Genomic DNA, 26,596 nt, shown 5'->3' on the forward strand with positions numbered 1-26,596 from the left:
GATGTCCGGGGGCGTCGGTGGGGGTGTCGGCTGGGGTCCCGGTGCGGATCTCGGTGCGGGTCTCGGTGGGGATGCGGACCGGGGGCCGGGGCCCCTCCCGGTTCAGTTCCAGTCGGAGTACGCGGTGAAACCACCGGTGTCGGCGAGCTGCTCGGCGATGCCCTCGATGTCCTCGGGAAGCAGGCCCCACACGATGAAGTCGGTGCGCAGGTCCTCCCAGCGCCCGTCCTCGGTGCGGGTGCGCGCTATGCAGGCACCCCGCAGGACGCCCTCGCTGATGCAGCCGATCTTCTGCGCGACCTGCTGGGAGGCGGTGTTGTCCGCCGCTGTGCGCAGTTCGAGACGCTCGAACTTCTGGTCGTTGAACAGCCACTGGGCGGTGGCGAGCGCCGCTTCGGAGGCGTAGCCCTCGCCGCGGGCCCAGGGGGCGGTGATGTACGACAGCTCTGTGGAGCGGACATGCCAATTCGTACGGCCGAGCTGGATGATGCCGACCACACGCTGGGTCAGGAACTCCGTGACGACGAGGTCGAGTCCACGGCCCGAAGTGCGCTCGGCGGGCGCGTACTCGTCGATCCACCTGCGGGCGGCGGCCTCGGTGAAGGGCTGCGGCACGGACGTCCAGGCCGCGACCTGTTCGTCGTTCATCATCTCCGTGAAGGCAGGAATGTCCTCGTCCTCAAGAGGGCGCAGCACCAACCGCTCCGTGTTCAGGGAGATGTCGGGGAAGGTGTTCGTCATGCGCCGCTCCGTAACCATCAGGGACCGTCGGGCCTGCTGAACTGCCCAGCATGCAGCATGCAGGCACTGAACCGCACCACGGAGTCGGCTCCTTGTCGATGAGTCGACACCGTGGCGCAGTGGGAACGGCTCGGGGGCGGCTGGGGGCCGGTGTCACCCGGAAGTGACGGGCAGAACCGATCCCTTGTACTTGTCCTGGATGAACTTCCGCACCTCGTCGGAGGTCAGCAGCCTGGCGAGCTTCTCGACCCGTGGGTCGTCCTCGTTGCCCTTCTTCACAGCGAGGAGGTTCGCGTACGGGTTGTTCTTCGCGGACTCCAGCAGGACGGCGTCGTCGGCCGGGCTGAGACCCGCGTCCTGGGCGTAGTTGTTGTTGATGACCGCGGCGGCCACGTCGTCCAGGGAACGCGGCAGCTGCGCCGGTTCGAGCTCCTTGAACTTCAGGTTCTTCGGGTTCTTCACGATGTCCGCCGGGGACGCGGTCGTACCGGCCCCCGCCTTGAGCGTGATGATGCCCTCGGAGGCGAGGAGTTTCAGGGCGCGGCCCTCGTTGGTGATGTCGCTGGGCACCGCGACGGTGACTCCGTCGGGGAGGTCGGCGACGTCCTGGACCTTCTTCGAGTACACACCCATGGGCGGCAGGTACGCGTCCACGACCGGGACCAGGTCGGTGCCCTTGGACTTGTTGAAGTCGTCCAGGAACGGCTCGTTCTGGTACAGGTTCGCGTCGAGCGAGCCCTCCTGGAGCGCGGTGTTCGGCAGGACGTAGTCCGTGAACTCCTTGATCTCCAGGTCGAGTCCGTTCTTCGCGGCGAGGTCCTTCTTGATGTACGACAGGACCTCGCCGGCCGGGACCGCGGTGGCGCCGACGATCAGGGCGCCGCCGTCACCTCCGCCGCCTGAGCCCTCGCCCTCGGCACCGCATGCGGTCAGGGCGAGACCGAGGGCCAGTGCGGTGGCCGCCGCGGAGATGACGGGCTTGCTGCGCATCGTCGGCGCCTTCCTCAGGTGGTTCCAGTGGTTCCGGTGGTTCGGACGGTTCGGGGCGGTCGGTCAGAAGGACGCGATGACGGAACCGGCGTACTTGTCCTCGATGAACTTCTTGACCTTGGCGGAGGTCAGGAGCTTGGCGAGCTTCTTGACGCGCGGGTCGTCCTCGTTGCCCTCCTTGACGGCGAGGAAGTTGCCGTACGGGTTGTCGTCGGCGGACTCCAGCACGAGGGCGTCCTCGGAGGGCTTGAGGTCGGACTCGATGGCGTAGTTGCCGTTGATGACCGCCGCGTCCACGTCGTCCAGGGAGCGCGGGGTCTGGGCCGCCTCCAGCTCCTTGAACTTGAGGTTCTTCGGGTTCTTCGCGATGTCCTTGGGAGTCGCGTCGTTGCCCGCGCCGTCCTTGAGTGTGATGATCCCGTTGGTGTCGAGGAGCTTGAGCGCCCGCGCCTCGTTGACCGTGTCGTTCGGGACTGCGACCGTCGCGCCGCTCTTCAGCTCGTCGGCCTTCTTGATCTTGCTGGAGTAGAGGCCGAGCGGCTCCAGGTGGACCGTGACGACCGGCACGATGTGGGTGCCGTTCTTCTTGTTGAAGTCGTCGAGGTACGGCTGGTTCTGGAAGTAGTTGGCGCCGACCGAGCCGTCCTCGGTCGCGGTGTTCGGCAGGACGTAGTCCGTGAACTCCTTGACCTGGAGGTCGAGTCCCGCGTCCTTGGCGAGGTTGTCCTTCACGTAGTTCAGGATCTCGGCGTGGGGGACGGGGCTGGCGGCGACGATCAGCGGCCCGCTGGTGTCGGAGGCGGCGTCCTTGTCCGAGCCGCAGGCCGTGAGGCCCAGGGTGAGGGCTCCGGCGGCGAGGACAGCGGTGGTGAGCTTTACGGTGTTACGCACGAAAAGTGCCTTTCCATTTGGGCTGAGTGACCCCGCGAAGGGTGTGCGGGGGCGTCTGCGGGTGTGGGGTGGAGGCGCGCACGCGAGGCGAGGCGTGGCGTGGCGTACGGAGTGGTGTTCTGTACGGAGGTCTCGTCTCGGAGGTGTCGGAGGTCTCAGACGACCTTGCCGACCTCGGCCGCGGGTGTCCCCGCGGAGGTGCCCGCCTCCGCGGGACCGGGACCGGGACCGGGACCGGAGACGGATTCGGCCTCGGCCTCGGTGCCGGTGCCGGTGCCGGTGCCGGTGCCGGTGCCGGTGCCGGTGCCGGTGCCGGCGGTCGCCCGGGAACCGGAGTTCACCGCGGCCCTGCTCCTCAGCAGCCTGAGCCGCGGCGCGGCGCCCGACCGCCCGCCGCGCCGGTACAGCCCCCGCGCGGCGTAGTCGCCGACGAACTGGATGAGGGAGATCACCACGGCGAGAACGCCCACGGTGATCCACATCAGTTCGGTCTCGAAGCGCTGGTAGCCGTAGCGGATGGCGATGTCTCCGAGGCCGCCCGCGCCGACGGTGCCGGCCATCGCGGAGTAGCCGATGAGAGCGACGATCGTCGTCGTGGTGCTGGAGATCAGCGACGGCAGCGACTCGGGGACGAGCACCTTGCGGACGACGGTCCAGGTGTTGCCGCCCATCGACTGCACGGCCTCTACGAGCCCGCCGTCCACTTCGCGGACAGCCGTCTCGACCAGGCGCGCGAAGAACGGGATCGCGCCGATCGCGAGCGGCACGATGGCGGCCTCACGGCCGATGGTGGTGCCGGTGATCGACCGGGTGAAGCCCATCAGCGCGACCATCAGGATGATGAACGGCATCGAGCGGGCGATGTTCACGACCTGCCCGATGACCTTGTTCAGCACGGTGTTCTGCAGCAGGCCGCCCCGGTCGGTCAGGACCAGCAGGATGCCCAGCGGCAGACCGCCGACGACGGCGATGACCGTGGACCAGCCGACCATGTAGAGGGTGTCCCAACACGCCTGCTCCAGCAGCGGCTGCATCTCGGACCAGGTCACTTGGCACTCTCCTTCACCAGCGCGGACGCCAGGGCCGCTTCTCCGACGAGCTCGATCTGCAGTCCCTGCTCGCGCAGGAAGCCGACCGGCACGACGTTGTCCTCGTACCGCCCGGGAAGTTCGATGCGCATACGGCCGACCTGTCGGCCCGCGACGGTGTCCATCGCGGCGCCGAGGATCGAGATGTCGATGTTGTACGTGCGCGAGAGCTGCGAGATGACGGGCCGGGTCGCGGCGTCGCCGTGGAAGGTGACGTCGATGACCGTGCGGTCGTCCGCGGAGGCGTCGCCGCTGACGGGGAAGAGCGCGGCGGCCAGCTCGGAGCCGGGGGTGGCCAGCAGCTCGGTGACGGTGCCCGACTCGACGATCCTTCCGTTCTCCATGAGCGCCGCCGAGTCGCAGACGGTCTTGACGACGTCCATCTCGTGCGTGATGAGCAGGACGGTCAGACCCAGCTGACGGTTCAGGTCGCGCAGCAGGTGGAGGATGGAGCGGGTCGTCTCGGGGTCCAATGCGCTGGTCGCCTCGTCCGAGAGGAGCACCTTCGGGTCCCCCGCCAGGGCGCGCGCGATGCCGACACGCTGCTTCTGGCCGCCGGAAAGCTGGGCCGGGTAGGACTTGGCCTTGTCGGTGAGACCGACCAGGTCGAGCAGTTCCAGCGCCTTGCGGGACCGCTCCTTGCCCGACTTGCCGAGGATCTCCAGTGGCAGCTCGACGTTGTCCTGGACGGTCCGGGTGGACAGCAGGTTGAAGTGCTGGAAGACCATGCCGATACGGCTGCGCGCCTGCCGCAGTTCCCTGCCCGCGCGCGGCCCGCGCCCGGCGAGGGCCGTGAGGTCCTGTCCGGCGACGGTCACGGTGCCGGCGGTGGGGCGCTCCAGCAGGTTGACGCAGCGGATGAGGGAGGACTTGCCGGCGCCGGACTGTCCGATGACGCCGTACACCTCGCCTTCGCGGACGTGCAGATCGACGCCGTCCAGGGCGGTGACCTCCCGGCCGCGCGAGCGGTGAGCCCGGTAAACCTTCGTCAGGCCTGTTGTCGTGATCACTGGGGTTTCCATCACTGTCGAGTGCGGGGCGTGGGTGTGCGCCGGACACGGGTGCATTTCGGTCGAACGCGGCACGGTCGTTCACGCGGTGGCGTCGGGAACCGGGCTTCGGCAGAACTGCGTGCGCGGGGCAGGCTCAGTCGCGTACGAGAAGGGCGTACGGGCAGACGTGAGCGAACTCGCTTCGGGGCGCGAGGCTGCGGGTGGTGCGGGGGCCCTCTAGAAGGCGCACATTCGACACATACAGCGAGCACCGGGCGTCATGGTCGCCTCGGTCGCAAGAATGCGGCTGCTCGTCGTGGTCATGAGAAAATTAAAGCAGATCTTTGCGCGGGACAGGGAACCACTGTCCGCATCACGGACAGCGGTGGACACCACACGGACGTCTTTCACTCCCCGACGGAGAGCTCCACTCCCTCAGCGGTGACCAGTGCTGACACGGCCGAAAGGTCCTCGACCACGACATCCGCGGTCAGCTCGGCGGCCCGGTGCGTTGTGGTCAATGCCACGGTGGTCATGCCGGCCGCACGGCCCGCCTGGAGACCCGCGGGCGCGTCCTCGAAGACGACACAGCGGGCGGGGTCCACGCCGAGCCGCCGGGCGGCGAGCAGGAACGGCTCGGGGTCGGGCTTGCCGCGCGTGATGTCGTCGGCGGCGACCAGGTTCTTCGGGCGGATGCCGACCTCGGCGAGACGGGCCTCGCCCAGTCGCCGGGTGGCGGAGGTGACGACGGCCCAGCGGTCGGCCGGCAGTGAGTCGAGGAGCGCCTCCGTCCCCGGCAGCAGGTGCACACCGCCCGCGACGTCCTCCACCTCCAGTTGCTCGATACGCACGACGGCCTCGGGCACCCTGGCGGCGGGCAGCAGGTCGGCGGCTATCTCCGCGGCCGGGCGGCCGTGCAGCTCGACGCGGGCGAACTCCTCGGCGGTGATCCCGTACTCCGCCGCCCACCTGCTCCAGCACCGGTACACCGACTCAAGGGACGAGACGAGCGTTCCGTCGTTGTCGAACAGCAGGGCATCGGCTTGGATCTTCATGCCCTCGACCCTACGGGGCACCCCGGGGGCGAGCGCATCGGGCCTTTTGGCCCGTAATAGGGTCGCGGCATGCTTGATGCCCTGACGGTCGCGACGGCCGTCGCCGCGCTCGCGCTCGCCGCCTGGTGCGGCTGGGCCGCATACCGGGACCAGTCGACCAAGGACTGGCACTTCATCGGTATGGCCGTGGTGACGCTCCTCACCCTCGTCCAGCTCGTCGTGGGCATCGTCCAGCTGGCCCGCGGCGAGAAGCCGGAGCAGGGCACGACGATTTTCGTGTCGTATCTGATCGGCGCCTTCGCGTGCGTTCCGGCGGCGGGCTTCATGTCACTGGCGGAGCGCACCCGCTGGGGTTCGATCACGGTCGCGGCGGGCGGCGTGGTCCTCGCGGTGCTGCAGGTACGGCTCTACGACATCTGGGGAGGCTGAGATGGTGGTGCCCGCCGAGGAGCCCGGGACGCCCGAGGACTCCGGGACGTCCGGGAGGCCCGGCCGCACGCGGCTCATCGGCGGCCCCGGCATGCTCCTGGTCTGGCTGTACGGGGTGATGGTCGTCGGCGCCGTGTCGCGCTCGGCCGTACAGATCGCGACGGAGTTCGACAAGGCACCGCTCGCCTACTCGCTGTCGGCGGCGGCCGGCCTCGTGTACGGCTTCATCACCTACTCGCTCGTACGCGGCGGCGAGCGGGCCCGCAGGGCGGCGCTGGTGTGCTGCGCCGCCGAACTCGCGGGCGTCCTGACCGTCGGCACCTGGACCCTGGCCGACCCCTCCGCCTTCCCCGACGCCACGGTCTGGTCGGACTACGGCATGGGCTACCTGTTCATCCCGGTCCTGCTCCCCGTCACAGCGATGTTCTGGCTGCGCAGGAGCAGGACGGCCACTTCATAGAGGGGGCGCACCCCGTCAGGGGCGCGACGAGCCCTCACCGGGCGGCAGCCGAAGAACAGTCCTAGGCGCTGGCCACAAACGCGCCGGCCTGCGCGTCCTTCGCCAAGGTCACGAGACTGAGCCGCTCGTCGACCCGCTCGGTCGACACCGCCTCGTACCCGTGCTTCCGGTACAGCCGCAGATTGTGATCACTGCGATGCCCCGTGAACAGCTGGAAGCTCTTCGCCCCGGCATCCGACGCGAGCCGCGACTCGATCGCGTCGAGCAACCGCCCGCCCAGCCCGTGCCGCTGCATCCGCGGGTGCACGATCAGCTTGTCGATCCGGGCCGTGCCGTCCGCGCTCACGGCGCCACGCACCGAGGCCACCACCTCGTCGCCGAGCCGGGCCACCAGGACCGTGCCTTCCGTGAGCTCCGCCTTGAGGGAGTCCAGCGGCTGGGTGAGGGGCTCGATGCTGTAGTCGCCGTACAGCTCGGCCTCGCTCTGGTAGCAGAGGAACTGCAGTTTGAGGATCTGTTCGGCGTCCTGTTCGGCCGCTGCCGAGATGGTCACGCTCATGCCCATGTGTGCATGCCTCCCGCTCACCTGTTCCGCCGGTTGTCCTTCACTCCTATCCCCGCGGTTCATGCGCCGCAACCTCCGACGTGAGCATTCGACGCAGACAACCCAGACATCTGGAACGATCCGGACCGAGACTCCCCTGTGAGATACCCAACTCCCCCGCGATCTCCCGATAGGTGAGGTCCTCAGGGGACAGCAGAGCCGCCATGAGGCGCGGGCAGCGGCCCGGCAGCCGTCGTACGGCGGAGTGCAGGGCGCGGCGCCGGGCGGCGCTGAGCGCGAGCTGCTCGGGCCCCGGCCGGCTGTCGTCGACGGGCTCGGACGCGTACGGCCGTTCGATGCTCGCGGTGCGCCCGGCGCGCCGCGCCTCCGTGCGGACGGCGACGCGCAGCCAGGCGGCCGGATCGGCGGGCGGGCCGTCCGTACCGAGGCGTTCCAGGAGGCGCACCCAGACGTCCTGCTCCAGGTCGCCGGCTTCTGTCCCGGAGGCATATGCCTCGGCCGAGACCTCGGCGGCGAGCAGGGGGCGCAGTGTGGCAACCATGTCGTGGGTCATATGCGGCACGACGCGGCCGCCCCGGCGCGAGGTTGCCGGGACGGCCGTGCGTCACCCGACCGGGTCCGCGGGCTCCGCTGTTGACGAGCGGGAGCGGGAGCAGGAGCAGGAACTGCGACGGATCGGCTCTGGGGCAGCTCCGGGTCAGGCCTTCTTGAGGAAGTCCTCGCGGGCCAGGAGGCCGGTGTCCGGGTTGTCGGTGAAGACGCCGTCGATGCCGGTGGCGAAGTACGTCCCGAAGGCGCCGAAGGCGTCACCGTAGGCGTCCGCGCCGGTGCCCTTGCGGAAGTTCGCGGGCAGGAAGGGGTTCTCGTTGCGCATCGTGTACGGGTGCAGGACCAGGCCCTCGGCGTGCGCGTCCCGGACCAGGGTGGTCGGTGCGGTGAGGTTGCCGCTCGCGTCCTTCGGGATGATCAGGTCGAGGGTGGGTCCGATGCCCTGCGCGTAGGAGGCGATCCACTTCAGGCCCGCGGGCTTCACCAGGTCGGCGACCGTACGCGGGTCACCCGTCTCCACGAAGTCCCAGGGGCGGGTGTTCGCGGCGGACAGGAGCACGGCGAGGGGGTTGCCCACCAGCTTGTTCAGGCGCTGGATGCTGGTCGGCTCGAAGGACTGGAGGATGACCGGCGAGTTCTTCTTGTCCAGGCCGTGCCTGCGCAGCACCTTGGCGACCCGCTCCTCCAGGCCGAGACCCAGCTCGCGGAAGTAGGTGGGGTGCTTGAGCTCGGGGTAGATCCAGACCTGCCGGCCGAGCTTCCTGCTCTGCTCCTCCCGCCAGCGCAGTACCTCTTCGAAGGTGGGGATCTCCCAGCGGCCGTCGTAGAGCGTGTTGTGCGGGCGGTTGGCCGGGACGCGCTCCTTGGCGCGGAGGGTCTTCAGCTCGGCGAGAGTGAAGTCCTCGGTGAACCAGCCGGTCGTGGAGACCCCGTCGAGGAGCTTGGTGACCTTGCGGTCCGCGAACTCGGGGTGCGCGGCGACGTCCGTCGTACCGCCGATCTCGGGCTCGTGGCGGCATACGAGATGGCCGTCCCTGGTCGGCACCAGGTCGCCCGCCTCGATGATGTGCGCGCCCATGTCGAGGGCCAGCTGGTACGAGCCGAGCGTGTGCTCCGGGCGGTAGCCGCTGGCTCCGCGGTGCCCGATGATCGTGGGCTTGGGCAGACTCCTGTAGCCGCCGTTGTAGCCGCCGTTCCCGTGCTTCTCGCCGGCTCTGGCCGTGGCCGGCAGTCCGAGGACCGCTCCGCCGGCGCCGAGGACCGCGGCCCCGAGCAGTGCGCGCCGTCCGGGGGTGTTCCCGGTGCGGCCCTCGTTCGAGTCCTGCGTGTCCTGCGTCCCCGCTGTGCCCATGAGCGCTCCTCCGCATACTGCCCTGCACCTGTCAAAGCGGGACTGATCGTAGGTGCGGTGGGGTGACGGGTGGGAGACCTTGGACGGAACACGTGGGACACGGTGTGTGTCTTCCTGCCGCTGCCCAGGGGGCCGCACCGGACGGGCGGAGAGGAAACAGACGTTTGGACAGCGGTGGGTGGGAACCTGCCCCATGAGGGCTAACCCGTGCGGGTTTCGTCACACCGTCTCGTACGGATGACAGCCGTGTGACACGGCGCCACACCAGGTAAACAAGGGTCAACAGTGCGTATCCAGTCGGTGAACCCGATGTGCAAGACCCCGGCACGCGCGAGTATCGTCCTCACCTGCACAGACTTGAAACCCACACAGACTTGTCACCCACCCCTTGACACCGGAGGGCCCGTTGTCCCGCTTCGCGCTCATCAAGGCAGTGCTCGGACCGATCATGCGCCTGATGTTCCGCCCACGGGTGGAGGGTGCGGAGCGCATCCCGGGCACGGGCCCGGTCATCCTCGCCGGCAACCATCTCACGTTCATCGACTCGATGATCATGCCGCTGTTCTGCGACCGCCAGGTCTTCTTCATCGGCAAGGACGAGTACGTCACCGGCAAGGGCCTCAAGGGGCGGCTGATGGCGTGGTTCTTCACGGGCTGCGGCATGATCCCGGTCGACCGGGACGGCGGACGCGGCGGTGTCGCCGCGCTGATGACGGGGCGTCGGGTGCTGGAGGAGGGCAAGGTCTTCAGCATCTACCCGGAGGGCACCCGCTCCCCCGACGGCCGGCTCTACCGCGGCCGCACCGGTATCGCGCGGCTCGCGCTGATGACCGGGGCGCCCGTGGTGCCGTTCGCCATCATCGGCACGGACAAGATCCAGCCCGGTGGTGCCGGGTTCCCCCGGCCCGGGCGGGTCACCGTTCGCTTCGGCGAGGCGATGGAGTTCTCGCGGTACGAGGGTATGGACCGTGACCGCTATGTGCTGCGGGCCGTGACGGACTCGGTGATGGCCGAGGTCATGCGGTTGTCCGGACAGGAGTATGTGGACATGTACGCCACGAAGGCCAAGGAAGCGGCTTAGCTCCGCCGGTTCTTCGACCGGGTGGTCGTCGGCTCGTCGGCTGCACGCCGCCTCGGGCCGGGCGCGCCGTTCCCCGCGCCCCTGGTGGTGGGGCGCGGGGACAGTTCGTACGTGGCCGTCGCCGTGGGCTGAGCGCGCCGTTCCCCGCGCCCCTTACGGGGGCTACAGCTTCTGGTTTCTCAGCAGTACCCATGCCGCCGCCGACGCGGCCAGCAGGACCGCCGCGCCCAGGCCTGCCGCGAGGGCGATGCCGTCGACGAAGGCCGTGCGGGCCGCGTCCAGCAGGGGCTCGGGGGTGGGTAGGGCCGAGGATGCCTCCACCGCTCCGCCGAGGGACTCGTGGGCCGCGTCGGCGATGTCCGACGGTGTGCCCGCCGGGGCCGTGAAGCCCGCGTAGACGCCCGTGACGATCGAGCCGAGCAGGGCGATGCCGAGGGCCGCCCCCAGTTCGTACGCCGTCTCGGAGACCGCGGACGCGGCGCCCGCCTGTTCCTTGGGCACGCTGGAGAGGATCACGTCGGCGGTCACGGTGAAGGAGAAGCCCGCGCCCACACCGACGACCAGCAGGGCCGTGCCGAGCAGCGGATAGCCGGTGGACTGGTCCAGCACGGTCAGCGCGGCCAGGGCGAGCCCGATCGCGGCGAGGCCGCCCGCCACGACGGCACGTACCGAGTACCTGCGAGCGAACGTTCCTGCGGCCAGTCCCGCCGCCACCGCGCCCACCGCGGCGGGCAGTTCGGCGAGGCCGGCCTCCAGCGGTCCGCGGCCTTGCACGAGTTGCAGGTACTGCGAGAGGAAGAAGACCACTCCGGACAGGCCGAGGATGGTCAGCAGATCGGCGAGCACGGCTCCGGAGAAGCCGCGGTTGCGGAACAGCCGCATGTTCAGGAGCGGGACGGGGAGCGTCAGTTGGCGGCGTACGAATCCGTACAGCGCCGCCGCTCCCAGCAGGGCCGCCGCTGCCGCCGTCGCGTTCGGGCCGTGCGACGCGGCCTCCTTGATGCCGTACACGATTCCCACCATGCCGACAAGCGACAGCATGACGCTGACGAGGTCCCAGGGGCCGGGCTCGGGGTCGCGGGACTCCGGCAGCAGCTTCGCGCCGACCAGGACGAGGACCGCCATCACGGGCAGGTTGATCAGGAAGACCGAGCCCCACCAGAAGTGTTCGAGCAGGAAGCCGCCGACGACGGGACCGACCGCGGTTCCGGCCGAGGCGGTGGCGCCCCAGATACCGATGGCGAGGCTGCGTTCGCGCGGGTCGTGGAAGAGGTTGCGGATCAGCGCGAGGGTGGCGGGCATCAGCGTGGCACCCGCGACACCGAGCAACGCCCGCGCCACGATCAGCAGTTCGGGCGTGCTCGCATAGGCGTTGAGCACGGAGACCAGACCGAACGCGACCGAGCCGACGAGCAGCAGCTTCTTGCGGCCGACACGGTCGCCGAGACTGCCCATGGACACGAGCAGACCGGCGATGACGAACGAGTAGACGTCACCGATCCACAGGAGTTGCGTACCGGAAGGCTTCAGGTCCTCGCTGATGTAGGGGGTCGCGAGACCGAGAACGGTCGCGTCGACGGCCACCAGCAGCACGGCGAGGACGAGGACCGAGAGCGCGAGCCAACGGCCCGGTCGCTTCTCCGTCTCCGCCGCGAACGCCGGCCGCGTCGTGCTGGTCATGGTCCCTCTCTCCTTACTGCGCCGCCGAGCAACAGCTCGACGATCATGTACTGGAAGTCCTTGGCCGCCACCCGGCCCTCGCTCACGGCCCACGCCCCGGAGGCGAAGAGCCCGTAGAGGGCCTCGGTGAGCCAGGCCGGGGTCAGGTCGATACGGAACTCGCCGCCCTCCTGGCCCCGCCGGAACAGCGCGGCGATCCGGGCGTCGATCCGGGCCCAGCCCGCGTTCTGCTCCTCGCCCTCGAACAGCTGGTTCTCGGTGTAGAGGAAGCCGAGCAGTCCTGCGGCGCTCTCGAACTCGCGGACCAGACGGCGTACGGCCTCCGAGGCGGCGCCGTCGTCGAGCCGGGCCGCGTCCAGCGCGGCCTCGCACTCCTGGATGCCCAGCTCTTCGAGCGCCCGTACGAGGGCGTCGCGGCCCGCGAACTGGCGGTGCAGCGTCGCCCGGCTGATCCCTGCCGCCTTGGCGACCTCGTCCATGGTGGCGGTGGCTCTGCGGGTCAGCAGGGCGGCTGCGCTGCGCAGCACGTGTTCACGATCGACGGCCATGAGACAACCGTAGTCCATATGAGACATGAATGTCTCACACGAAGCGCGCGGCGCTCACTGACCGGGGCTCGGACGTCAAAGGGTCGGGATCAGTGCCAGGGCAGCCCGCCGCGGTGCTCCCAGTACGCGCCCGGCTCCTCGGCCAGTGTGTCGAGACGGGCCACCTGTCCGTCGTCGAGGTCGACCACCGCCGCGTGCAGGTTGGACGCGAGCTGGTGGGTGGTGGCCGCGCCGGAGAGGACCACGCCCGCCCAGGGCCGGCGCAGCACGAAGGCGAGGGCGACCGCGTCGGAGCCGACGCCCGCTTCCTCGGCGACGGCGCGCACGGTGTCCGGCGCGTGCGGGTCGGCGAGGCGGCCGTTGGCCATGCCCTCCTTGATGATCACGGTGAGTCCGGCCTCGTGCGCTTCGGCGAGTGCGGGTCCGGCGGAGGTGTCGAGGACGTTGTACGTGGCCTGGACGGTCCGGAAGAGGGGTGTCGAGCCGACGGTCACGGCGAGCGCGGCGCGGATCGCGTCGGCCTGGGCGGGGCCGCTGGTGGAGAAGCCGACGGTCAGGCCCTGCGCGGCGGCCTCGGCGAGTTCGGCGTGCAGTTCCTTGTCGGTGAGGGCCGGGCTCTCGGGCGTCACGGAGTGGATCTGGTAGAGGTCGAGACGGTCGCCGAGCAGCTCGGCGGTCTCGGCGCGCTGCCGCTCGTACGTGGTGAGGCTGTGGTCCTTGACCTCGTGGGCGTCGGCGTCGGTGCGCCAGTCGGCCGTGTAGGTGTAGCCCCATTTGCTGCCGACGACGATGTCGTCGACGGCGGGGCGTGCGGTCAGCCAGCCTGCCAGGAACTCCTCCGAGCGGCCGTACGAGCGGGCGGCGTCGAAGTAGCGGACGCCCTGCGCGTAGGCGGCGTCGAGGAGCTCGTGGGTGCGGGTACGCAGCGTGTCGACGCTGCGGTCCTCTCCGAGGTCTTCGTCGCGGCCGAGGGTGATGTAGCCGGGGCGACCGATCGCGGCGAGGCCGAGGCCGATGTGGCAGGTGGGGGTGGTTGCTGTTGCCAGTCGGGCGAAGGGCATCGCGAGCTCCGTTGGTCGGCTCCGGTACGGCTTTGCGACCAACGTATCCCGATGACCTTCGGGCGGGAGGGGTGCGTTCCGGGTCGGGGCGGGCGGTACCTCGGCGGGTGCGGGCACGTCGTGGCTTGTCGCGCAGTTCCCCGCGCCCCTGAAAAGGCCGGTCGCCTGCCGCGGGTCGCGCATGGTCACCCGCGCAGTTCCCCGCGCCCCCGAAGGGCCGGTCGTCGACTGCGGGTCGCGTGTGGCTGGCCGCGCAGTTCCCGCGCGCCCCCAAAGGGTGAAAGACCGGGGCGCAGCCCCGTCTTTCAGGGGCGCGCGGAACTGTGCGGGTGACCACGACGTGCCCGCAGGACGCCGCCGGCCTTCACACCCCAAGGGGCGCGGGGAACTGCGCGGGCGCGGGCCGCCACGACGCACCCGCAGTGTGTGACCGGTCGCCAGCGCCCCGCGTACCCCCGGAAGCGGCGCAGCCTACCGGTGGGCCTTCGCCGTGGCCCATGCGTGCTGGGACGCCACGTCCGACTTCACCTCGGTGAGCTGGACGGCGACAGCGCTCGGAGCCGTCCCGCCACGCGCGTCGCGGGACGCGAGCGCGCCCGGTACGTTCAGGACGGACCGCACCTCGGGCGTGAGGTGCGCGGAGATCTTCGCGAACTGTTCGTCGGTGAGCCCGTCCAGCTCGACACCGGCGGTCTCGGCGACCTTCACACACTCCCCCGCGACCTCGTGCGCGACCCGGAACGGCACCCCCTGCTTCACCAGCCACTCCGCGATGTCGGTGGCGAGCGAGAACCCGGCCGGGGCCAGCTCCTCCATCCGCTCGCGGTTGACCGTCAGCGTGGCCATCATCCCGGTGAAGGCCGGCAGCAGGACCTCCAGCTGGTCGCAGGAGTCGAAGACCGGCTCCTTGTCCTCCTGGAGGTCGCGGTTGTACGCGAGCGGGAGGGCCTTGAGCGTGGCCATCAGACCCGTCAGGTTGCCGATCAGGCGTCCGCTCTTGCCCCGCGCCAGCTCCGCGATGTCCGGGTTCTTCTTCTGCGGCATGATCGACGAGCCCGTGGAGAACGCGTCGTGGAGGGTGACGAAGGAGAACTCCTTCGTGTTCCAGATGATGATTTCCTCCGCGATCCGCGAGAGGTTGACGCCGATCATCGCGGTGATGAAGGCGAACTCGGCCGCGAAGTCGCGCGAGGCCGTGCCGTCGATGGAGTTGCCGACGCTGCCGTTCTCGAAGCCGAGGTCCTTGGCGACCGACTCCGGGTCGAGGCCGAGGCTGCTGCCGGCGAGCGCGCCGGAGCCGTACGGCGACACCGCGGTCCGCTCGTCCCACTGCCGCAGCCGCTCGGCGTCCCGGGAGAAAGCCTGCGCGTGGGCCAGTACATGGTGGGCGAAGAGCACCGGCTGCGCGTGCTGCAGGTGCGTACGGCCGGGCATCGCGACGTCCGGGTGCGCCTCGGCCAGGCCGACCAGCGCGTCCTGCAGCTCGGCGATCAGGCCGGCGATGATCCGGGCGTGGTCGCGCAGGTACATCCGGAAGAGCGTGGCCACCTGGTCGTTGCGCGAGCGGCCCGCGCGCAGCTTGCCGCCGAGGTCGGGGCCGAGCTGCTCCAGCAGCCCGCGCTCCAGGGCGGTGTGGACGTCCTCGTCGGCGACGGTGCCGACGAAGGAGCCGTCCGCCACGGCGGCCTCCAGCCGGTCGAGGCCCGCGAGCATGCGGGTCAGCTCGTCGTCGTCGAGGAGGTGCGCCTTGTGCAGCACGCGCGCGTGGGCACGCGAACCGGCGATGTCGTAGGGCGCCAGCCGCCAGTCGAAGTGGACGGACGCGGACAGCTTCGCCAGGGCCTCGGCGGGACCGTCGGCGAACCGGCCGCCCCAGAGCCGTACGTCACCGCTGTTGCTGCTCACTGGCTGCGCTCCTCAGAACTGTTGGGAAGAGGGCGCCCCCGAAAGGGCGCGGGGAACTGCGCGATCAGCCACGACGCACCCGCACCCGGCCACCCGCCGGGTCTCATCGCAGCACACTCACCGCTATGCATGATTATGCAGAGTTACGCATGACTCGTCAATCCTGTGGTTCGGAGGAACGAGATCCCGCGCCCGTTGAACGCGTGAAACCGCTTTCCCGTACTTCACCGCGAACGTCGGCGCCGCGTTCGTGAAGCCACTCCGAACTTCCTCGGAACCCACTCCTGACCCATGTGAGGCATCCCTATGTCCAGGGCTCTTCCGAAGTACAACAAGCGCCGCGTGGCGATCATCGGCGGCGCTGCCGCGGTGGCGTTGTCCGGAGCGGTGATCGCAGGTTCCGCCCTCGCCGGGGAGACCTCCAAGAGCAACGACGGCCAGGCCGCCACTCTCGCGTCCCCCGGCACGATCAGCTGCCCGGCCGTGGACGGCAGCCTGCCCGCGATCCCCGCCTCCGCGCAGGACGAGGTCACCAGGAACCTGGCCCTCCTGGACACCCAGATCGCCGAGGCCGACCAGCGGCTCATCGACACCGTCGGCCAGGGCGGCGCCAACTTCGTCCAGAACGCCATCCTCGGCCCCCTGGAGGACAAGCGCGTCGCCGTACTCAACCGCATCGAAACCGCCATCGGCCGCACCGCCGCCAAGCCCGAGGGCCTCGAAGCACTCGCCCCCTGCGAACTGGACACCGGCGGAGCGGCCGAGGCGGGCGAGGAGGCCGGGGCCGAGCCGACCGGGGCGGCCACGGAAGAGCCCGGCGGGAACGCGGGCGACGCCGGCGCGACCGAGGACGCGGGCGACACGGGTGACGCGGGCGCCGTCGGCACGGTCGACTGCCCCGCGGTCGAGGGCAGTCTCCCCGCGATCCCCGCCTCCGCGCAGGACGAGGTCACCAGGAACCTGGCCCTCCTGGACACCCAGATCGCCGAGGCCGACCAGCGGCTCATCGACACCGTCGGCCAGGGCGGCGCCAACTTCGTCCAGAACGCCATCCTCGGCCCCCTGGAGGACAAGCGCGTCGCCGTACTCAACCGCATCGAAACCGCCATCGGCCGCACCGCCGCCAAGCCCGAGGGCCTCGAAGCACTCGCCCCCTGCGAACTGAACCAGTAGGCCCATTCCCCCCACGGGCGCCCCGCGCGCCGACCGGGGCGAGCCCGGGGCCCGGGGCCACTCGGCCCGCGGGTCCCTGGCCCCGCGCAAATAGTTAGACAGACGAAAGACTTTCGCCGATAATCAGCGACCATGGGAAAGACCTACGAACGCATAGACGGCCGCCTGCGCACGTTCATCGAGGCGCAGCCCCTCTTCTTCACCGCTACCGCGCCCCTGTCCGGCGACGGCACGGTCAACCTCTCTCCCAAGGGGCTGACCGGTTCGTTCGCGGTCCTCGACGACCTCAACGTCGCCTACCTCGACTTCGCCGGCAGCACCGCCGAGACGGTCGCGCACCTGCGGGAGAACGGCCGGATCACCCTGATGTGGTGTGCCTTCCAGGGCCCGCCGAACATCGTCCGCGTACACGGCCGGGGCCGGCCGGTCTTCCGCGACGACCCGCGCTTCACAGAACTCCTCACCCGTTTCCCGGACATCGACCCGACTCAGCACGGCCTGCGGGCGATCATCGTGGTGACGGCCGAGCTCATCCGCGACTCCTGCGGTTACGCGGTGCCCTTCATGTCGTACGACCAGGACCGTGACCTGCACGCCAGGCGCTTCGCGCGCGAGGACGACGCCTCGCTGAGCGCGTACTTCCAGAAGAAGGACCATGTGGAGACCAGCCTGGACGGACTTCCCGGGCTGCCGCTGCCCCTGCCGCCCAGTACGGTCTGACGCATGCGCCTCGGAGCCGCCGTACTCGCGACCGTGTCCCTCCTCGTCCTGGCCGCGGGACCGGTTCCCGAGGTCCGGGCCCCGCTGCCCGAGCGGATGGCGGACACGGGCGGCGGGAGCCAGCTCATCACCGCGCGGGCCGCCCGGACCTCCTCGACGACCGGCACGGTCACCTGGTGGAACCGTCGTGACGGACGCTGGGTGCAGGCCGGTTCGGCGCCCGCGCGGTTCGGCGCCGAGGGGCTCGTCGAGGGCGGCGCCCGCAAGCAGGGCACGAACACCACACCCACCGGCCTGTACGACCTGCCGTACGCCTTCGGTGTCGACCCGGCGCCCGAGGGGACCAGCACGCCGTACCGGCCGGTGCGGCGGACCTCCTGGTGGTGCCAGGACAACGCCTCCCGCTCCTACAACCGGTGGACCGACCCCCGCCCGGCCGACTGCCGTGCCGCCGAGTCAGAGCACCTGGTCTCGTACGGGACGCAGTACGCGTACGCCCTCGTCGTCGGCTTCAACTACGCGCGGCCCGTGCGCGGGCGGGGTGCGGGGATCTTTCTGCACGTCAACGGGGCTGGTGCGACAGCCGGTTGTGTGTCCGTGCCCAAGGACGCCATGCGGCGCATCCTGAACTGGGCGGAGCCCGCCCGCGGTCCGCACATCGCCATCGGGACGGCCGACGGGCCGACCGCCGTCACCCGCTACTGATCACTCGCCACCAGCCGGGTGCCGGCAGTGGGCGGCACCCCGCAGGGCGCCCACCGGTGCCGCCGGTTACCGCGAGTCTCAGCAGTTCACGGCTTGCCCCGCGGCCCGTTGAACACACGGCCGCCCGGGGACGTACCAGTGGGCCGAGGGGTCACTCCCCTTCCCAGCGTCCCCCACGGAGGAACCGTGAGCACGATCGCCGGCGGTCGCGCCGCGCGGCGCCAGACGATGCGCCGTATCCGCCCTCGCCGCTCCCCCGCCATCGCGTTGCTGATCGCCGTATGGGCGGGCGCGGCGGCAGTCGTCTGGCTGTGGTGGAGCAACACGCCGGCCATCGCGGACGACAAGGGCCGGATCCTGAACGCGGGCCGGATCACCGGTCTGCTCGCCGGGTATCTGATGGCTCTCGTGGTCCTGCAGATGGCCCGCGTACCCGCCCTGGAACGCCGCGTCGGCTCGGACCGGGTCGCCCGCTGGCATGCCATGAGCGGCCGTTACACGCTCTGTCTCGTCCTGGCCCACATCGGCCTGACGATGTACGGCTACGCCCTCCAGGCGAACACCGGGGTCGTCGACCAGACCATCGACTCGGTCACCACCCTGCCCGACATGGGCAAGGCGGCGATCGGCACGGGTCTGCTGCTGTTCATCGGCCTGATCTCGGTGGGCGGACTGCGCAAGAGGATCCCGTACGACACCTGGTACCACATCCACCTGCTCACGTACGTCTCCGTGTACCTGTCCTTCTGGCACCAGCTGTCCACCGGCAACGACTTCGCCGTCGAGCCCGCCGCGACGACGGCCTGGTACGCGCTGTACGGGACGGTCACCGCACTGGTGATCTGGTACCGGGTGATCACGCCGGTCCGGCTGAACCTGCGCCACCGGATGCAGGTCGAGGAGGTCGTCGAGGAGGCGCCCGGCATCGTCTCCGTGATGATCAGCGGGAAGCGGCTGCACCGGATCGGTGCCGAGCCGGGGCAGTTCTTCCGCTGGCGGTTCATGGCGCCGGGCATGCGGCTCAGCTCGCACCCGTACTCGCTGTCGGCCGCGCCGCGCCCCGGGCTGCTGCGGATCACCGTCAAGGCGCTGGGCGACCACAGCACCGCGCTGAAGGGGCTGAAGCGGGGCACGCGGGTGTGGGCCGAGGGCCCGTACGGCGCGCTGACCGCGTCCCGGCGCAGCCAGGGCAAGGTGCTGCTGATGGCCGGCGGCGTGGGCATCACCCCGATGCGGGCGCTGTTCGAGACGCTCCCGGCGGAGCGTGGCGACCTCACCCTGCTGTACCGGGCCAACAGCACCCAGGACCTGGCGCTGTGGGACGAGTTGTCGGCCATCGCCGACGAGCGCGGTGCCCGGCTGATGTACGCGGTGAACAGCCCCGACGGGGAGCGCCCCGACATCAACGCGGAGACACTGCGGCAGAAGCTGCCCGACATCGACGACCACGACGTGTTCCTGTGCGGGCCGCCCGGTTTCGCCGAGGGCGCGTACACCGCACTGCGCGGCGCCGGCGTGCCCGCCCGCCGCATCCACCACGAGTCCTTCGAACTCTGAGAACTCTGAGAACTCCAAGCATTTCGAGGAACGGGAGTCCGGACCCATGAAGAAGAGTCATCCCCTGCGCCGCGTCGTGCTGGCCGGTGCCGCCACGGTGTCCGGCATCGTCCTGCTGCTGGCGCTGAAGCCCGCGTCGGACCCGGCGGCGGCGTCCGCCGACGGCGCGGCACAGCAGCAGGCGTCGGCCGCCCCGCAAGGTTCCGGAGGAGTGCAGGCCGCGGGCGGTACCGAGGCCCAGACGCTCACCGGTGACGTCGTCAAGACCGACTACGGCAACGTCCAGGTCCGGATCACCGTGGCCGGCGGGAAGATCACCTCGGCCGCGGCCCTGCAGTCGCCGACCGGTGGACGCAGCACGACGGTCAGCACCGACGCCGTGCCCAAGCTGAACAAGGCGGCCGTCACGGTCGGCAGTGCCGACATCGACGCCGTCTCCGGGGCCACCTACACCAGCGGCGGCTACAAGAAGTCCCTGCAGTCGGCCCTGGACAAGACGGGCGAGGCGGGCGAGGCGGGCGCGACCGGCGGCGGTTCGGCCGAGGCGAGCGGGACGGGCGGCGGGACCGGGGGCACGGACGGCGGCAGTGGTTCGGGCGACGCGAGCGGGTCCGGGTCCGGCGCCGCTCAGGCGAAGACCGTCACCGGCAAGGCCGTCACCACCGACTACGGGCCCGTGCAGGTACGGGTCACCGTGACCGGCGGGAAGATCACCAAGGCCGAGGCGGTGCAGCAGCCCAAGGGTGGCCGCAGCGACCAGATCAGCGGGGACGCGGTGCCAAAGCTGAACGCGGCGGCGGTCGCCGCGGGCAACGCCGACATCGACGCCGTGTCCGGGGCCACCTACACCAGCGGCGGCTACAAGGAGTCCCTGCAGTCGGCCCTGGACCAGGCCGGTGGCTGAACCCTCCGGGTCCGCCGAGGCGCCCCTGGCGGTGCGTCACGCGGAGGAGGTGATGGGTACGGTCTTCTCCTTCGACGTCCGAGGGGGTGAACCCGAGGCCGTACGGACCGCGTTGGCCGCGGCGGTCGCCCGACTGCACGTGGTGGACGAGGTCTTCAGCACCTACCGGCAGGACAGCCAGATCTCCCGGCTGGCGCGGGGGCTGCTGACCGTGGACGAGTGCGATCCGGAGGTCGCCGAGGTCCTCGAACTGTGCGCGGAGGCCGAGCGGTTGAGCGACGGCTGGTTCAGTTCGACGTACGCGGGGTCCGTCGACCCGACCGGCATCGTGAAGGGCTGGTCCGTCGAGCGGGCGGCGCTGCGGCTCGTGGAGGCCGGGGCGAGCGGGGTGAGCGTGAACGGCGGGGGTGACGTGCAGATGTACGGCGTGCCGGGGCCGCACCGGCCCTGGCGGGTCGGGGTGTCCGACCCGTTGCGGCCGGGTGGGCTGGCCGCGGTGGTGTCCGCGGCCGGTGTGGACCGGCTGGCCGTGGCCACGTCGGGCTCCGCGGAGCGTGGTACGCACATCGTGGATCCGCGCACGGGGCGCTCCGCGGTGACGGATCTGGTCGCGGTGACCGTGGTCGGGCCGCGGATCGTCTGGGCGGACGCCTGGGCGACAGCCGCCTTCGCGATGGGTTCGCGGCAGGCGCTGGCCTGGCTGGAGTCCTTGCCGGACGTCGAGGCGCTGTTGATCACGGCGGGTGACGAGGTCCGCTGCACGGGAGGTCTCGCCGACCGGCTGGGCTGAACCGGCCCGCTTCCGGCCGCGGGCGCGTCATGACCGGCCGCGCAGTTCCCCGCGCCCCTCACAGCCCGCGACCCCGGCACCCCATCGCGTGCGGGCACATCGTGGTTGCCCGCGCCGTTCCCCGCGCCCCTGAAAGACGGGGCTGCGCCCCTGTCTTCCAGGGGCGCGGGGCGGGGACTGTATCGGTGTACCGCCCCGCCCCACGCTTTTGAGGGGCGCGGGGAACTGCGTGGCCGGCCACAGCGCGCCCGCGCCCGGGCGCGGGCACCCTCAGTGGTGGTTCTGGGCCAGCCGCAGCAAGTGGTCCGCCAGGGCCTGGCCGCCCGTCGGCTCGCGGCTGATCAGCAGCAGCGTGTCGTCGCCCGCGATCGTCCCCAGGATGTCCTGCAACTCCGCCTGGTCGATGGCCGAGGCGAGGAACTGCGCGGCCCCGGGCGGGGTCCGCAGGACCACGAGGTTCGCCGACGCCTCCGCGGAGATCAGCAACTCCGCGGACAGCCTCCGCATCCGCTCCTCCTTCGCCGACTCCCCCAGCGGAGCGCGAGGCGTCCTGAAACCCCCCTCGCTCGGCACCGCGTAGATCAGGTCGCCGTCGTTGTTGCGGATCTTCACCGCGTTCAGCTCGTCCAGGTCCCGGGACAGCGTCGCCTGCGTGACGTGCAGCCCGTCGTCGGCGAGCAGCTTCGCCAACTGGCTCTGGGAGCGCACCGGCTGCCGGTTGAGGATGTCCACGATCCGGCGGTGGCGTGCGGTGCGGGTCTGCGGAACAGCGGGTCCCGCGTGGTCGTGATCCTGCGCCTGACTCATCGTCGTCTCATTCTCCGGTCATTCTCCGGTTCGTCCGTCCCCGTTGGACCCGTTGGTCACGTCGGTCACCGTGTCGAGAACACCGGGAAGGGCCCCGAGGAACGTGTCCACCTCGTCCTCGGTGATGTTCAGGGGCGGCATCAGCCGTACGACATCGGGGGCGGGCGCGTTCACCAGGAGGCCGGCGTCCTGAGCCGCCTGTTGCGCGCGGGGCGCGAGCGGCTCGGTGAGCACGATACCCAGGAGGAGCCCCGAGCCCCGGACATGGTCGACCAGCGGGTGTCCCAGCGACTCGATTCCGTCGCGCAGTTTCTCGCCGGACCGCTTCACGTTCTCCAGCAGGCCCTCGGACTCGATCGTGTCGAGGACGGCGAGCCCCGCGGCGCAGGCGACCGGGTTGCCGCCGAACGTCGTACCGTGGTGACCGGGTTTCAGGAACTGGGCGGCCCGTCCGAAGGCGACGGTCGCCCCGAGCGGCAGACCGCCGCCGAGCCCCTTCGCCAGCGTGACGATGTCCGGCAGAACGCCCTCGTGCGCCTGGTACTCGAACCAGTGCCCGGTCCGGCCGACCCCGGTCTGCACCTCGTCCAGGACGAGGAGGCTGCCGGTGGCGGCGGTGATGGCACGGGCCGCCTTGAGGTAGCCGGGGGGCGGTACGACCACACCGTTCTCGCCCTGGATCGGCTCGATGACGACCAGCGCGGTGTCCTCGGTGACGGCGGCGGCCAGCGCCTGCGGGTCCCCGTACGGTACGTGGGTGACGTCGCCCGGCAGCGGCAGGAACGGATCCCGTTTGCCCGGCTGGCCGGTGAGCGACAGCGCGCCCATGGTGCGGCCGTGGAAGCCGCCGTCGGTCGCCACCATGTGCGGGCGGCCGGTCAGCCGGCCGATCTTGAAGGCGCCCTCGACGGCCTCGGCCCCCGAGTTGCAGAAGTAGACGCGGCCGTCCCGCCCGAAGAGCTGGAGCAGCCGTTCGGCGAGCACGACGGGCGGCTCGGCGACGAAGAGGTTGGAGACATGGCCGAGGGACGCGATCTGCCGGCTCACGGCCTCGACGATCGCCGGATGGGCGTGGCCGAGCGCGTTGACCGCGATCCCGCCGACGAAGTCCAGGTACTCCGTGCCGTCGGCGTCCCACAGCCTGGTGCCGGCGCCGCGGACGAGCGGCAGCCGGGGGGTGCCGTAGTTGTCCATGAGCGCGCCCTGCCAGCGCTGGGTGAGTTCCTCGTTGGCGGTCATGCGGCAGCGTCCCCCTCCGCATCGGGCACGACCATCGTGCCGATGCCTTCGTCCGTGAAGATCTCCAGCAGGATCGAGTGCTGGACCCGGCCGTCGATCACCCGGGCGGTGTTCACGCCGTTGCGCACGGCGTGCAGGCAGCCCCGCATCTTCGGCACCATGCCGCTGGCCAGCTCGGGCAGCAGCTTCTCCAGTTCCTTGGCGGTGAGCCGGCTGATGACCTCGTCGGAGTTCGGCCAGTCCTCGTAGAGTCCCTCGACGTCGGTGAGGACCATCAGTGTCTCGGCGCCCAGCGCCGCAGCGAGTGCCGCAGCCGCCGTATCAGCATTGACGTTGTAGACATGTCCGTCGTCCTCGCTACGGGCGATCGAGGAGACGACCGGGATGCGGCCGTCGGCGAGCAGTGCCTCGATCGCGCCCGTGTCGATCGCGGTGATCTCGCCCACCCGTCCGATGTCGACCAACTCCCCGTCGATCTCGGGCTGGTGCTTGATGGCGGTGATGGTGTGCGCGTCCTCGCCGGTGAGTCCCACGGCGAGCGGACCGTGCTGGTTGAGCAGTCCGACCAGTTCGCGCTGGACCTGTCCGGCGAGCACCATGCGTACGACGTCCATGGCGTCCTCGGTGGTGACCCGCAGGCCCGCCTTGAACTCGCTGACGATGCCGTGCCGGTCCAGGGCCGCGCTGATCTGCGGGCCGCCGCCGTGCACGACCACGGGCTTGAGGCCTGCCTGGCGCAGGAACACGACGTCCTGGGCGAACGCGGCCTTCAGGTCCTCGTCGATCATGGCGTTGCCGCCGAACTTGATGACGACCGTCTTCCCGTTGTGCCGGGTCAGCCAGGGCAGCGCCTCGATGAGGATCTGGGCCTTGGGCAGTGCGGTGTGCTTACGCGTGGCGCTCATGACGAATAGGCGCTGTTCTCGTGGACGTACTCCGCGGTGAGGTCGTTGGTCCAGATCGTGGCGGTCTCGTCGCCCGCGGCGAGGTCCGCGACGATGTGGACCTCCCGGTAGCGCATGTCGACCTTGTCGCGGTCCTCGCCGACGGAGCCGTTCTTGCAGACCCAGACGCCGTTGATGGCGACGTTCAGGAGGTCGGGCTCGAAGGCGGCGGACGTCGTGCCGATGGCGGAGAGCACGCGGCCCCAGTTGGGGTCCTCGCCGTGGATCGCGCACTTGAGGAGGTTGTTGCGGGCGATGGAGCGGCCCACCTCGACGGCGTCGTCCTCGCTCGCCGCGTTGACGACCTCGATCCTGATGTCCTTGCCGGCGCCCTCGGCGTCCCGGATCAGCTGCTGGCCGAGGTCGTCGCAGACGGCCCGTACGGCCTCGGCGAACTCCGCGTACTCGGGGGTGACTTGGGAGGCGCCGGAGGCGAGCAGCAGCACGGTGTCGTTCGTCGACATGCAGCCGTCGGAGTCGACGCGGTCGAAGGTGACCTTCGTGGCCGCCCGCAGTGCCTTGTCCAGGGTGTCGCTGTCGACATCGGCGTCCGTGGTCAGGACGACCAGCATCGTGGCGAGGCCGGGGGCGAGCATGCCCGCGCCCTTGGCCATGCCGCCGACGGTCCAGCCCTCGCCCTGTACGACCGAGGTCTTGTGGACGGTGTCGGTGGTCTTGATGGCGATGGCGGCCTTCTCGCCGCCGTGTTCCGACAGGGCCGCGGAGGCTTGCTCGACGCCCGGCAGGAGCTTGTCCATCGGGAGCAGGATGCCGATGAGCCCGGTGGAGGCCACGGCGATCTCGCCCGCGTTCTGCCCCAGGACATCGGCCACCTTCTCGGCGGTGGCGTGCGTGTCCTGGAAGCCCTTGGGGCCCGTACAGGCGTTGGCGCCGCCGGAGTTGAGGACGACCGCGGTCAACTGACCGCCCTTCAGGACCTGCTCGGACCACAGCACCGGCGCGGCCTTCACGCGGTTGGAGGTGAAGACGCCCGCGGCGGCGCGGCGGGGCCCGTTGTTGACCACGAGGGCCAGGTCGGGGTTGCCGTTCTCCTTGATCCCGGCGGCGATGCCGGCCGCCGTGAACCCCTTGGCTGCCGTGACACTCACGGTGCGACTCCGATCGTGGAAAGCCCGGTGGCCTCGTCGAGTCCTAGGGCGATGTTCATGCTCTGGACGGCACCGCCCGCGGTGCCCTTGGTCAGATTGTCGATGGCGCTGATCGCGATGATGCGCCCCGCGGCCCCGTCGTACGCGACCTGCACCTGAACGGCGTTGGAACCGTGGACGGACGCGGTCGCCGGCCACTGCCCCTCGGGCAGCAGGAACACGAACGGCTCGTCCGCGTACGCCTTCTCGTAGGCGGCCCGGACGGACTCCGCGGTGACGCCGGGCCTCGCCCTGGCGCTGCACGTGGCGAGGATGCCCCGGGACATCGGGGCGAGGGTCGGGGTGAAGGAGACGGTGACGGGCCCGCCCGCGACCGCGCCGAGGTTCTGGATCATCTCGGGGGTGTGCCGGTGGCCGCCACCTACTCCGTACGGGGACATGGACCCCATGACCTCGCTGCCGAGCAGATGCGTCTTGGGGGCCTTGCCGGCGCCGGACGTCCCGGACGCGGCGACGACGACGGCCTCGTTCTCGGCGAGGCCGGCCGTGTAGGCGGGGACCAGCGCGAGTGTGACGGCCGTCGGATAGCAGCCGGGCACCGCGATGCGCTTGGACCCCTCCAGGGCCGCGCGGGCACCGGGCAGCTCCGGCAGGCCGTAGGGCCAGGTCCCGGCGTGCGCCGAGCCGTAGAACCTCTCCCAGTCGGCCGCGTCCTTCAGCCGGAAGTCGGCGCCCATGTCGACGACCAGGACCTCCGGGCCGAGCTGTTCGGCCACGGCGGCGGACTGCCCGTGGGGCAGCGCAAGAAAGACGACGTCGTGTCCCGCGAGCACCTCGGCCGTGGTCTCCTGGAGTACGCGGTCGGCCAGCGGCAGCAGATGCGGCTGCAGCGCGCCGAGCCGCTGTCCCGCGTTGGAGTTGCCGGTCAGGGCGCCGATCTCGATCTCGGGGTGCACCAGAAGCAGACGCAGCAGTTCCCCGCCCGCGTACCCACTCGCTCCGGCCACTGCCGCACGTACCGCCATGGAACCCTCCTCTTGGATGGCATGACTATACGTTTCGCTGCACGTTTATGCAATCCTGCCTGGGTGAGGACCGGTACCCCGCGGGCTATATTCTTCGTCCTCAGGGCGGAGCGACGTAACGGTGGCACCGGAACCGACATCCCGCCCCGGAGAGTCTTGGACACCAGCCCCGTCCCTACGGACGCGCGTGTCTCGACTGCCTGGAGGGCGTGTCAGGTGTACCCGCTGCAAGATTCC

General features: G+C 70.5%; 26 protein-coding genes and 1 pseudogene. 9 read left to right on the top strand and 18 right to left on the bottom strand.

Translation table 11 applies throughout. The features are described 5' to 3' along the window. Nucleotides 1–102 precede the first annotated feature (102 nt). The 6 genes and pseudogenes from ACIOKD_RS10475 to ACIOKD_RS10500 all read right to left on the bottom strand — a co-directional run bounded on the left by ACIOKD_RS10475 (nucleotide 103) and on the right by ACIOKD_RS10500 (nucleotide 5,757). Nucleotides 103–741, bottom strand: a complete 639-nt coding sequence (locus ACIOKD_RS10475) for a GNAT family N-acetyltransferase (protein ID WP_402080976.1) — start codon at nucleotides 739–741, stop codon at nucleotides 103–105. A gap of 153 nt (nucleotides 742–894) precedes the next feature. After that, nucleotides 895–1,731 (bottom strand): MetQ/NlpA family ABC transporter substrate-binding protein, encoded by an 837-nt coding sequence (locus tag ACIOKD_RS10480; RefSeq protein ID WP_402080979.1) that lies wholly within the window; start codon nucleotides 1,729–1,731, stop codon nucleotides 895–897. 63 nt (nucleotides 1,732–1,794) lie between these two features. Then, nucleotides 1,795–2,622, bottom strand: coding sequence for a MetQ/NlpA family ABC transporter substrate-binding protein (locus tag ACIOKD_RS10485; RefSeq protein ID WP_402080982.1), 828 nt, complete (start codon nucleotides 2,620–2,622; stop codon nucleotides 1,795–1,797). A gap of 341 nt (nucleotides 2,623–2,963) precedes the next feature. Then, a pseudogene (locus tag ACIOKD_RS10490) lies at nucleotides 2,964–3,671 on the bottom strand (methionine ABC transporter permease); the annotation flags it as partial. Then, nucleotides 3,668–4,777, bottom strand: coding sequence for a methionine ABC transporter ATP-binding protein (locus ACIOKD_RS10495; RefSeq protein ID WP_402081705.1), 1,110 nt, complete (start codon nucleotides 4,775–4,777; stop codon nucleotides 3,668–3,670). The gene ACIOKD_RS10495 and the pseudogene ACIOKD_RS10490, both read right to left, overlap by 4 nt. Nucleotides 4,778–5,109: 332 nt before the next feature. Continuing rightward, entirely contained in the window at nucleotides 5,110–5,757 is a 648-nt protein-coding gene (locus tag ACIOKD_RS10500; RefSeq protein WP_402080985.1) for an HAD family hydrolase, read from the bottom strand. A 69-nt stretch (nucleotides 5,758–5,826) separates the two neighbouring features. Between ACIOKD_RS10500 and ACIOKD_RS10505 the strand changes: the two genes are divergently transcribed. Next, entirely contained in the window at nucleotides 5,827–6,186 is a 360-nt protein-coding gene (locus ACIOKD_RS10505; protein ID WP_402080988.1) for a hypothetical protein, read from the top strand. A gap of 91 nt (nucleotides 6,187–6,277) precedes the next feature. Then, entirely contained in the window at nucleotides 6,278–6,646 is a 369-nt protein-coding gene (locus tag ACIOKD_RS10510) for a hypothetical protein (RefSeq protein WP_402081707.1), read from the top strand. Between the two features lie 61 nt (nucleotides 6,647–6,707). Here ACIOKD_RS10510 and ACIOKD_RS10515 read toward each other — a convergent pair whose 3' ends face one another. From ACIOKD_RS10515 to ACIOKD_RS10525, 3 genes are all read right to left on the bottom strand, one after another. Beyond that, a complete protein-coding gene (locus ACIOKD_RS10515) occupies nucleotides 6,708–7,211 on the bottom strand; it encodes a GNAT family N-acetyltransferase (RefSeq protein WP_402080991.1) in 504 nt (167 codons plus the stop codon). Between the two features lie 46 nt (nucleotides 7,212–7,257). Next, nucleotides 7,258–7,764: a sigma-70 family RNA polymerase sigma factor gene (locus ACIOKD_RS10520; RefSeq protein WP_402080994.1), complete on the bottom strand. Its 507-nt coding sequence runs from the start codon at nucleotides 7,762–7,764 to the stop codon at nucleotides 7,258–7,260. A gap of 144 nt (nucleotides 7,765–7,908) precedes the next feature. Continuing rightward, nucleotides 7,909–9,111, bottom strand: coding sequence for a glycerophosphodiester phosphodiesterase (locus tag ACIOKD_RS10525; protein ID WP_402080997.1), 1,203 nt, complete (start codon nucleotides 9,109–9,111; stop codon nucleotides 7,909–7,911). Nucleotides 9,112–9,517: 406 nt separating this feature from the next. Here ACIOKD_RS10525 and ACIOKD_RS10530 point away from each other — a divergent pair, with 406 nt between their 5' ends. After that, nucleotides 9,518–10,192 (top strand): 1-acyl-sn-glycerol-3-phosphate acyltransferase, encoded by a 675-nt coding sequence (locus ACIOKD_RS10530; RefSeq protein ID WP_328497486.1) that lies wholly within the window; start codon nucleotides 9,518–9,520, stop codon nucleotides 10,190–10,192. A 162-nt stretch (nucleotides 10,193–10,354) separates the two neighbouring features. On the opposite strand, the gene ACIOKD_RS10535 is transcribed toward ACIOKD_RS10530, so the two are convergent. The 4 genes from ACIOKD_RS10535 to argH all read right to left on the bottom strand — a co-directional run bounded on the left by ACIOKD_RS10535 (nucleotide 10,355) and on the right by argH (nucleotide 15,386). Then, on the bottom strand, nucleotides 10,355–11,872 hold the full coding sequence (locus ACIOKD_RS10535) for an MFS transporter (RefSeq protein ID WP_402080999.1): 1,518 nt from the start codon (nucleotides 11,870–11,872) through the stop codon (nucleotides 10,355–10,357). Further along, a complete protein-coding gene (locus ACIOKD_RS10540; protein WP_402081001.1) occupies nucleotides 11,869–12,420 on the bottom strand; it encodes a TetR/AcrR family transcriptional regulator in 552 nt (183 codons plus the stop codon). The genes ACIOKD_RS10535 and ACIOKD_RS10540 overlap by 4 nt, the downstream gene beginning before the upstream one ends. An 89-nt stretch (nucleotides 12,421–12,509) precedes the next feature. Continuing rightward, nucleotides 12,510–13,481 (bottom strand): aldo/keto reductase, encoded by a 972-nt coding sequence (locus ACIOKD_RS10545; protein ID WP_402081004.1) that lies wholly within the window; start codon nucleotides 13,479–13,481, stop codon nucleotides 12,510–12,512. A gap of 471 nt (nucleotides 13,482–13,952) precedes the next feature. Next, a complete protein-coding gene (argH, locus tag ACIOKD_RS10550) occupies nucleotides 13,953–15,386 on the bottom strand; it encodes an argininosuccinate lyase (protein WP_402081007.1) in 1,434 nt (477 codons plus the stop codon). A 306-nt stretch (nucleotides 15,387–15,692) separates the two neighbouring features. Here argH and ACIOKD_RS10555 point away from each other — a divergent pair, with 306 nt between their 5' ends. The 6 genes from ACIOKD_RS10555 to ACIOKD_RS10580 all read left to right on the top strand — a co-directional run bounded on the left by ACIOKD_RS10555 (nucleotide 15,693) and on the right by ACIOKD_RS10580 (nucleotide 21,235). Then, nucleotides 15,693–16,559: a hypothetical protein gene (locus ACIOKD_RS10555; RefSeq protein WP_402081009.1), complete on the top strand. Its 867-nt coding sequence runs from the start codon at nucleotides 15,693–15,695 to the stop codon at nucleotides 16,557–16,559. Between the two features lie 132 nt (nucleotides 16,560–16,691). Then, nucleotides 16,692–17,279 (top strand): pyridoxamine 5'-phosphate oxidase family protein, encoded by a 588-nt coding sequence (locus ACIOKD_RS10560; protein WP_402081012.1) that lies wholly within the window; start codon nucleotides 16,692–16,694, stop codon nucleotides 17,277–17,279. 3 nt (nucleotides 17,280–17,282) lie between these two features. Further along, on the top strand, nucleotides 17,283–17,984 hold the full coding sequence (locus ACIOKD_RS10565; RefSeq protein ID WP_402081015.1) for a L,D-transpeptidase: 702 nt from the start codon (nucleotides 17,283–17,285) through the stop codon (nucleotides 17,982–17,984). A gap of 228 nt (nucleotides 17,985–18,212) precedes the next feature. Next, nucleotides 18,213–19,541, top strand: a complete 1,329-nt coding sequence (locus ACIOKD_RS10570) for a ferric reductase-like transmembrane domain-containing protein (RefSeq protein WP_402081710.1) — start codon at nucleotides 18,213–18,215, stop codon at nucleotides 19,539–19,541. A gap of 46 nt (nucleotides 19,542–19,587) precedes the next feature. Next, the gene (locus ACIOKD_RS10575) at nucleotides 19,588–20,445 is read left to right on the top strand and encodes an FMN-binding protein (RefSeq protein WP_402081018.1); all 858 of its coding nucleotides are present in this window, start codon (nucleotides 19,588–19,590) and stop codon (nucleotides 20,443–20,445) included. Further along, nucleotides 20,438–21,235: an FAD:protein FMN transferase gene (locus tag ACIOKD_RS10580; RefSeq protein WP_402081021.1), complete on the top strand. Its 798-nt coding sequence runs from the start codon at nucleotides 20,438–20,440 to the stop codon at nucleotides 21,233–21,235. Before ACIOKD_RS10575 ends, ACIOKD_RS10580 begins: the two co-directional genes overlap by 8 nt. A gap of 270 nt (nucleotides 21,236–21,505) precedes the next feature. Here the strand turns inward: ACIOKD_RS10580 and ACIOKD_RS10585 are convergent, their stop codons facing one another. From ACIOKD_RS10585 to argC, 5 genes are read right to left on the bottom strand one after another with little or no spacing between them, the layout of a single operon-like run. Then, nucleotides 21,506–22,042, bottom strand: coding sequence for an arginine repressor (locus tag ACIOKD_RS10585; RefSeq protein ID WP_402081024.1), 537 nt, complete (start codon nucleotides 22,040–22,042; stop codon nucleotides 21,506–21,508). 18 nt (nucleotides 22,043–22,060) lie between these two features. Further along, nucleotides 22,061–23,281: an acetylornithine transaminase gene (locus ACIOKD_RS10590; RefSeq protein ID WP_402081027.1), complete on the bottom strand. Its 1,221-nt coding sequence runs from the start codon at nucleotides 23,279–23,281 to the stop codon at nucleotides 22,061–22,063. Beyond that, nucleotides 23,278–24,186 (bottom strand): acetylglutamate kinase, encoded by a 909-nt coding sequence (gene argB / locus ACIOKD_RS10595; protein ID WP_402081030.1) that lies wholly within the window; start codon nucleotides 24,184–24,186, stop codon nucleotides 23,278–23,280. The genes ACIOKD_RS10590 and argB overlap by 4 nt, the downstream gene beginning before the upstream one ends. Then, nucleotides 24,183–25,334: a bifunctional glutamate N-acetyltransferase/amino-acid acetyltransferase ArgJ gene (gene argJ, locus ACIOKD_RS10600; RefSeq protein ID WP_402081033.1), complete on the bottom strand. Its 1,152-nt coding sequence runs from the start codon at nucleotides 25,332–25,334 to the stop codon at nucleotides 24,183–24,185. The genes argB and argJ overlap by 4 nt, the downstream gene beginning before the upstream one ends. Further along, nucleotides 25,331–26,359 carry an N-acetyl-gamma-glutamyl-phosphate reductase gene (gene argC / locus ACIOKD_RS10605; RefSeq protein ID WP_402081035.1) on the bottom strand — a complete coding sequence of 343 codons (1,029 nt, stop codon included), beginning with the start codon at nucleotides 26,357–26,359 and terminating at the stop codon, nucleotides 25,331–25,333. The genes argJ and argC overlap by 4 nt, the downstream gene beginning before the upstream one ends. Between the last annotated feature and the right edge of the window lie 237 nt (nucleotides 26,360–26,596).

Source organism: Streptomyces sp. NPDC087844, assembly GCF_044742785.1.
Classification (GTDB): Bacteria; Actinomycetota; Actinomycetes; order Streptomycetales; family Streptomycetaceae; genus Streptomyces.

What these genes read in the sequence shown, in the direction of transcription:
- ACIOKD_RS10495 (WP_402081705.1), bottom strand. Translation starts at nt 4,777, where the DNA reads ATGCACCCGTGTCCGGCGCACACCCACGCCCCGCACTCGACAGTGATG.
- ACIOKD_RS10585 (WP_402081024.1), bottom strand. Translation starts at nt 22,042, where the DNA reads ATGAGTCAGGCGCAGGATCACGACCACGCGGGACCCGCTGTTCCGCAG.
- ACIOKD_RS10540 (WP_402081001.1), bottom strand. Translation starts at nt 12,420, where the DNA reads ATGGCCGTCGATCGTGAACACGTGCTGCGCAGCGCAGCCGCCCTGCTG.
- ACIOKD_RS10475 (WP_402080976.1), bottom strand. Translation starts at nt 741, where the DNA reads ATGACGAACACCTTCCCCGACATCTCCCTGAACACGGAGCGGTTGGTG.
- ACIOKD_RS10575 (WP_402081018.1), top strand. Translation starts at nt 19,588, where the DNA reads ATGAAGAAGAGTCATCCCCTGCGCCGCGTCGTGCTGGCCGGTGCCGCC.
- ACIOKD_RS10480 (WP_402080979.1), bottom strand. Translation starts at nt 1,731, where the DNA reads ATGCGCAGCAAGCCCGTCATCTCCGCGGCGGCCACCGCACTGGCCCTC.
- ACIOKD_RS10545 (WP_402081004.1), bottom strand. Translation starts at nt 13,481, where the DNA reads ATGCCCTTCGCCCGACTGGCAACAGCAACCACCCCCACCTGCCACATC.
- ACIOKD_RS10590 (WP_402081027.1), bottom strand. Translation starts at nt 23,281, where the DNA reads ATGACCGCCAACGAGGAACTCACCCAGCGCTGGCAGGGCGCGCTCATG.
- ACIOKD_RS10570 (WP_402081710.1), top strand. Translation starts at nt 18,213, where the DNA reads ATGCGCCGTATCCGCCCTCGCCGCTCCCCCGCCATCGCGTTGCTGATC.
- ACIOKD_RS10560 (WP_402081012.1), top strand. Translation starts at nt 16,692, where the DNA reads ATGGGAAAGACCTACGAACGCATAGACGGCCGCCTGCGCACGTTCATC.
- ACIOKD_RS10525 (WP_402080997.1), bottom strand. Translation starts at nt 9,111, where the DNA reads ATGGGCACAGCGGGGACGCAGGACACGCAGGACTCGAACGAGGGCCGC.
- argC (WP_402081035.1), bottom strand. Translation starts at nt 26,359, where the DNA reads ATGGCGGTACGTGCGGCAGTGGCCGGAGCGAGTGGGTACGCGGGCGGG.
- ACIOKD_RS10520 (WP_402080994.1), bottom strand. Translation starts at nt 7,764, where the DNA reads ATGACCCACGACATGGTTGCCACACTGCGCCCCCTGCTCGCCGCCGAG.
- ACIOKD_RS10505 (WP_402080988.1), top strand. Translation starts at nt 5,827, where the DNA reads ATGCTTGATGCCCTGACGGTCGCGACGGCCGTCGCCGCGCTCGCGCTC.
- ACIOKD_RS10565 (WP_402081015.1), top strand. Translation starts at nt 17,283, where the DNA reads ATGCGCCTCGGAGCCGCCGTACTCGCGACCGTGTCCCTCCTCGTCCTG.
- ACIOKD_RS10510 (WP_402081707.1), top strand. Translation starts at nt 6,278, where the DNA reads ATGCTCCTGGTCTGGCTGTACGGGGTGATGGTCGTCGGCGCCGTGTCG.
- ACIOKD_RS10500 (WP_402080985.1), bottom strand. Translation starts at nt 5,757, where the DNA reads ATGAAGATCCAAGCCGATGCCCTGCTGTTCGACAACGACGGAACGCTC.
- argB (WP_402081030.1), bottom strand. Translation starts at nt 24,186, where the DNA reads ATGAGCGCCACGCGTAAGCACACCGCACTGCCCAAGGCCCAGATCCTC.
- ACIOKD_RS10515 (WP_402080991.1), bottom strand. Translation starts at nt 7,211, where the DNA reads ATGGGCATGAGCGTGACCATCTCGGCAGCGGCCGAACAGGACGCCGAA.
- ACIOKD_RS10555 (WP_402081009.1), top strand. Translation starts at nt 15,693, where the DNA reads ATGTCCAGGGCTCTTCCGAAGTACAACAAGCGCCGCGTGGCGATCATC.
- ACIOKD_RS10535 (WP_402080999.1), bottom strand. Translation starts at nt 11,872, where the DNA reads ATGACCAGCACGACGCGGCCGGCGTTCGCGGCGGAGACGGAGAAGCGA.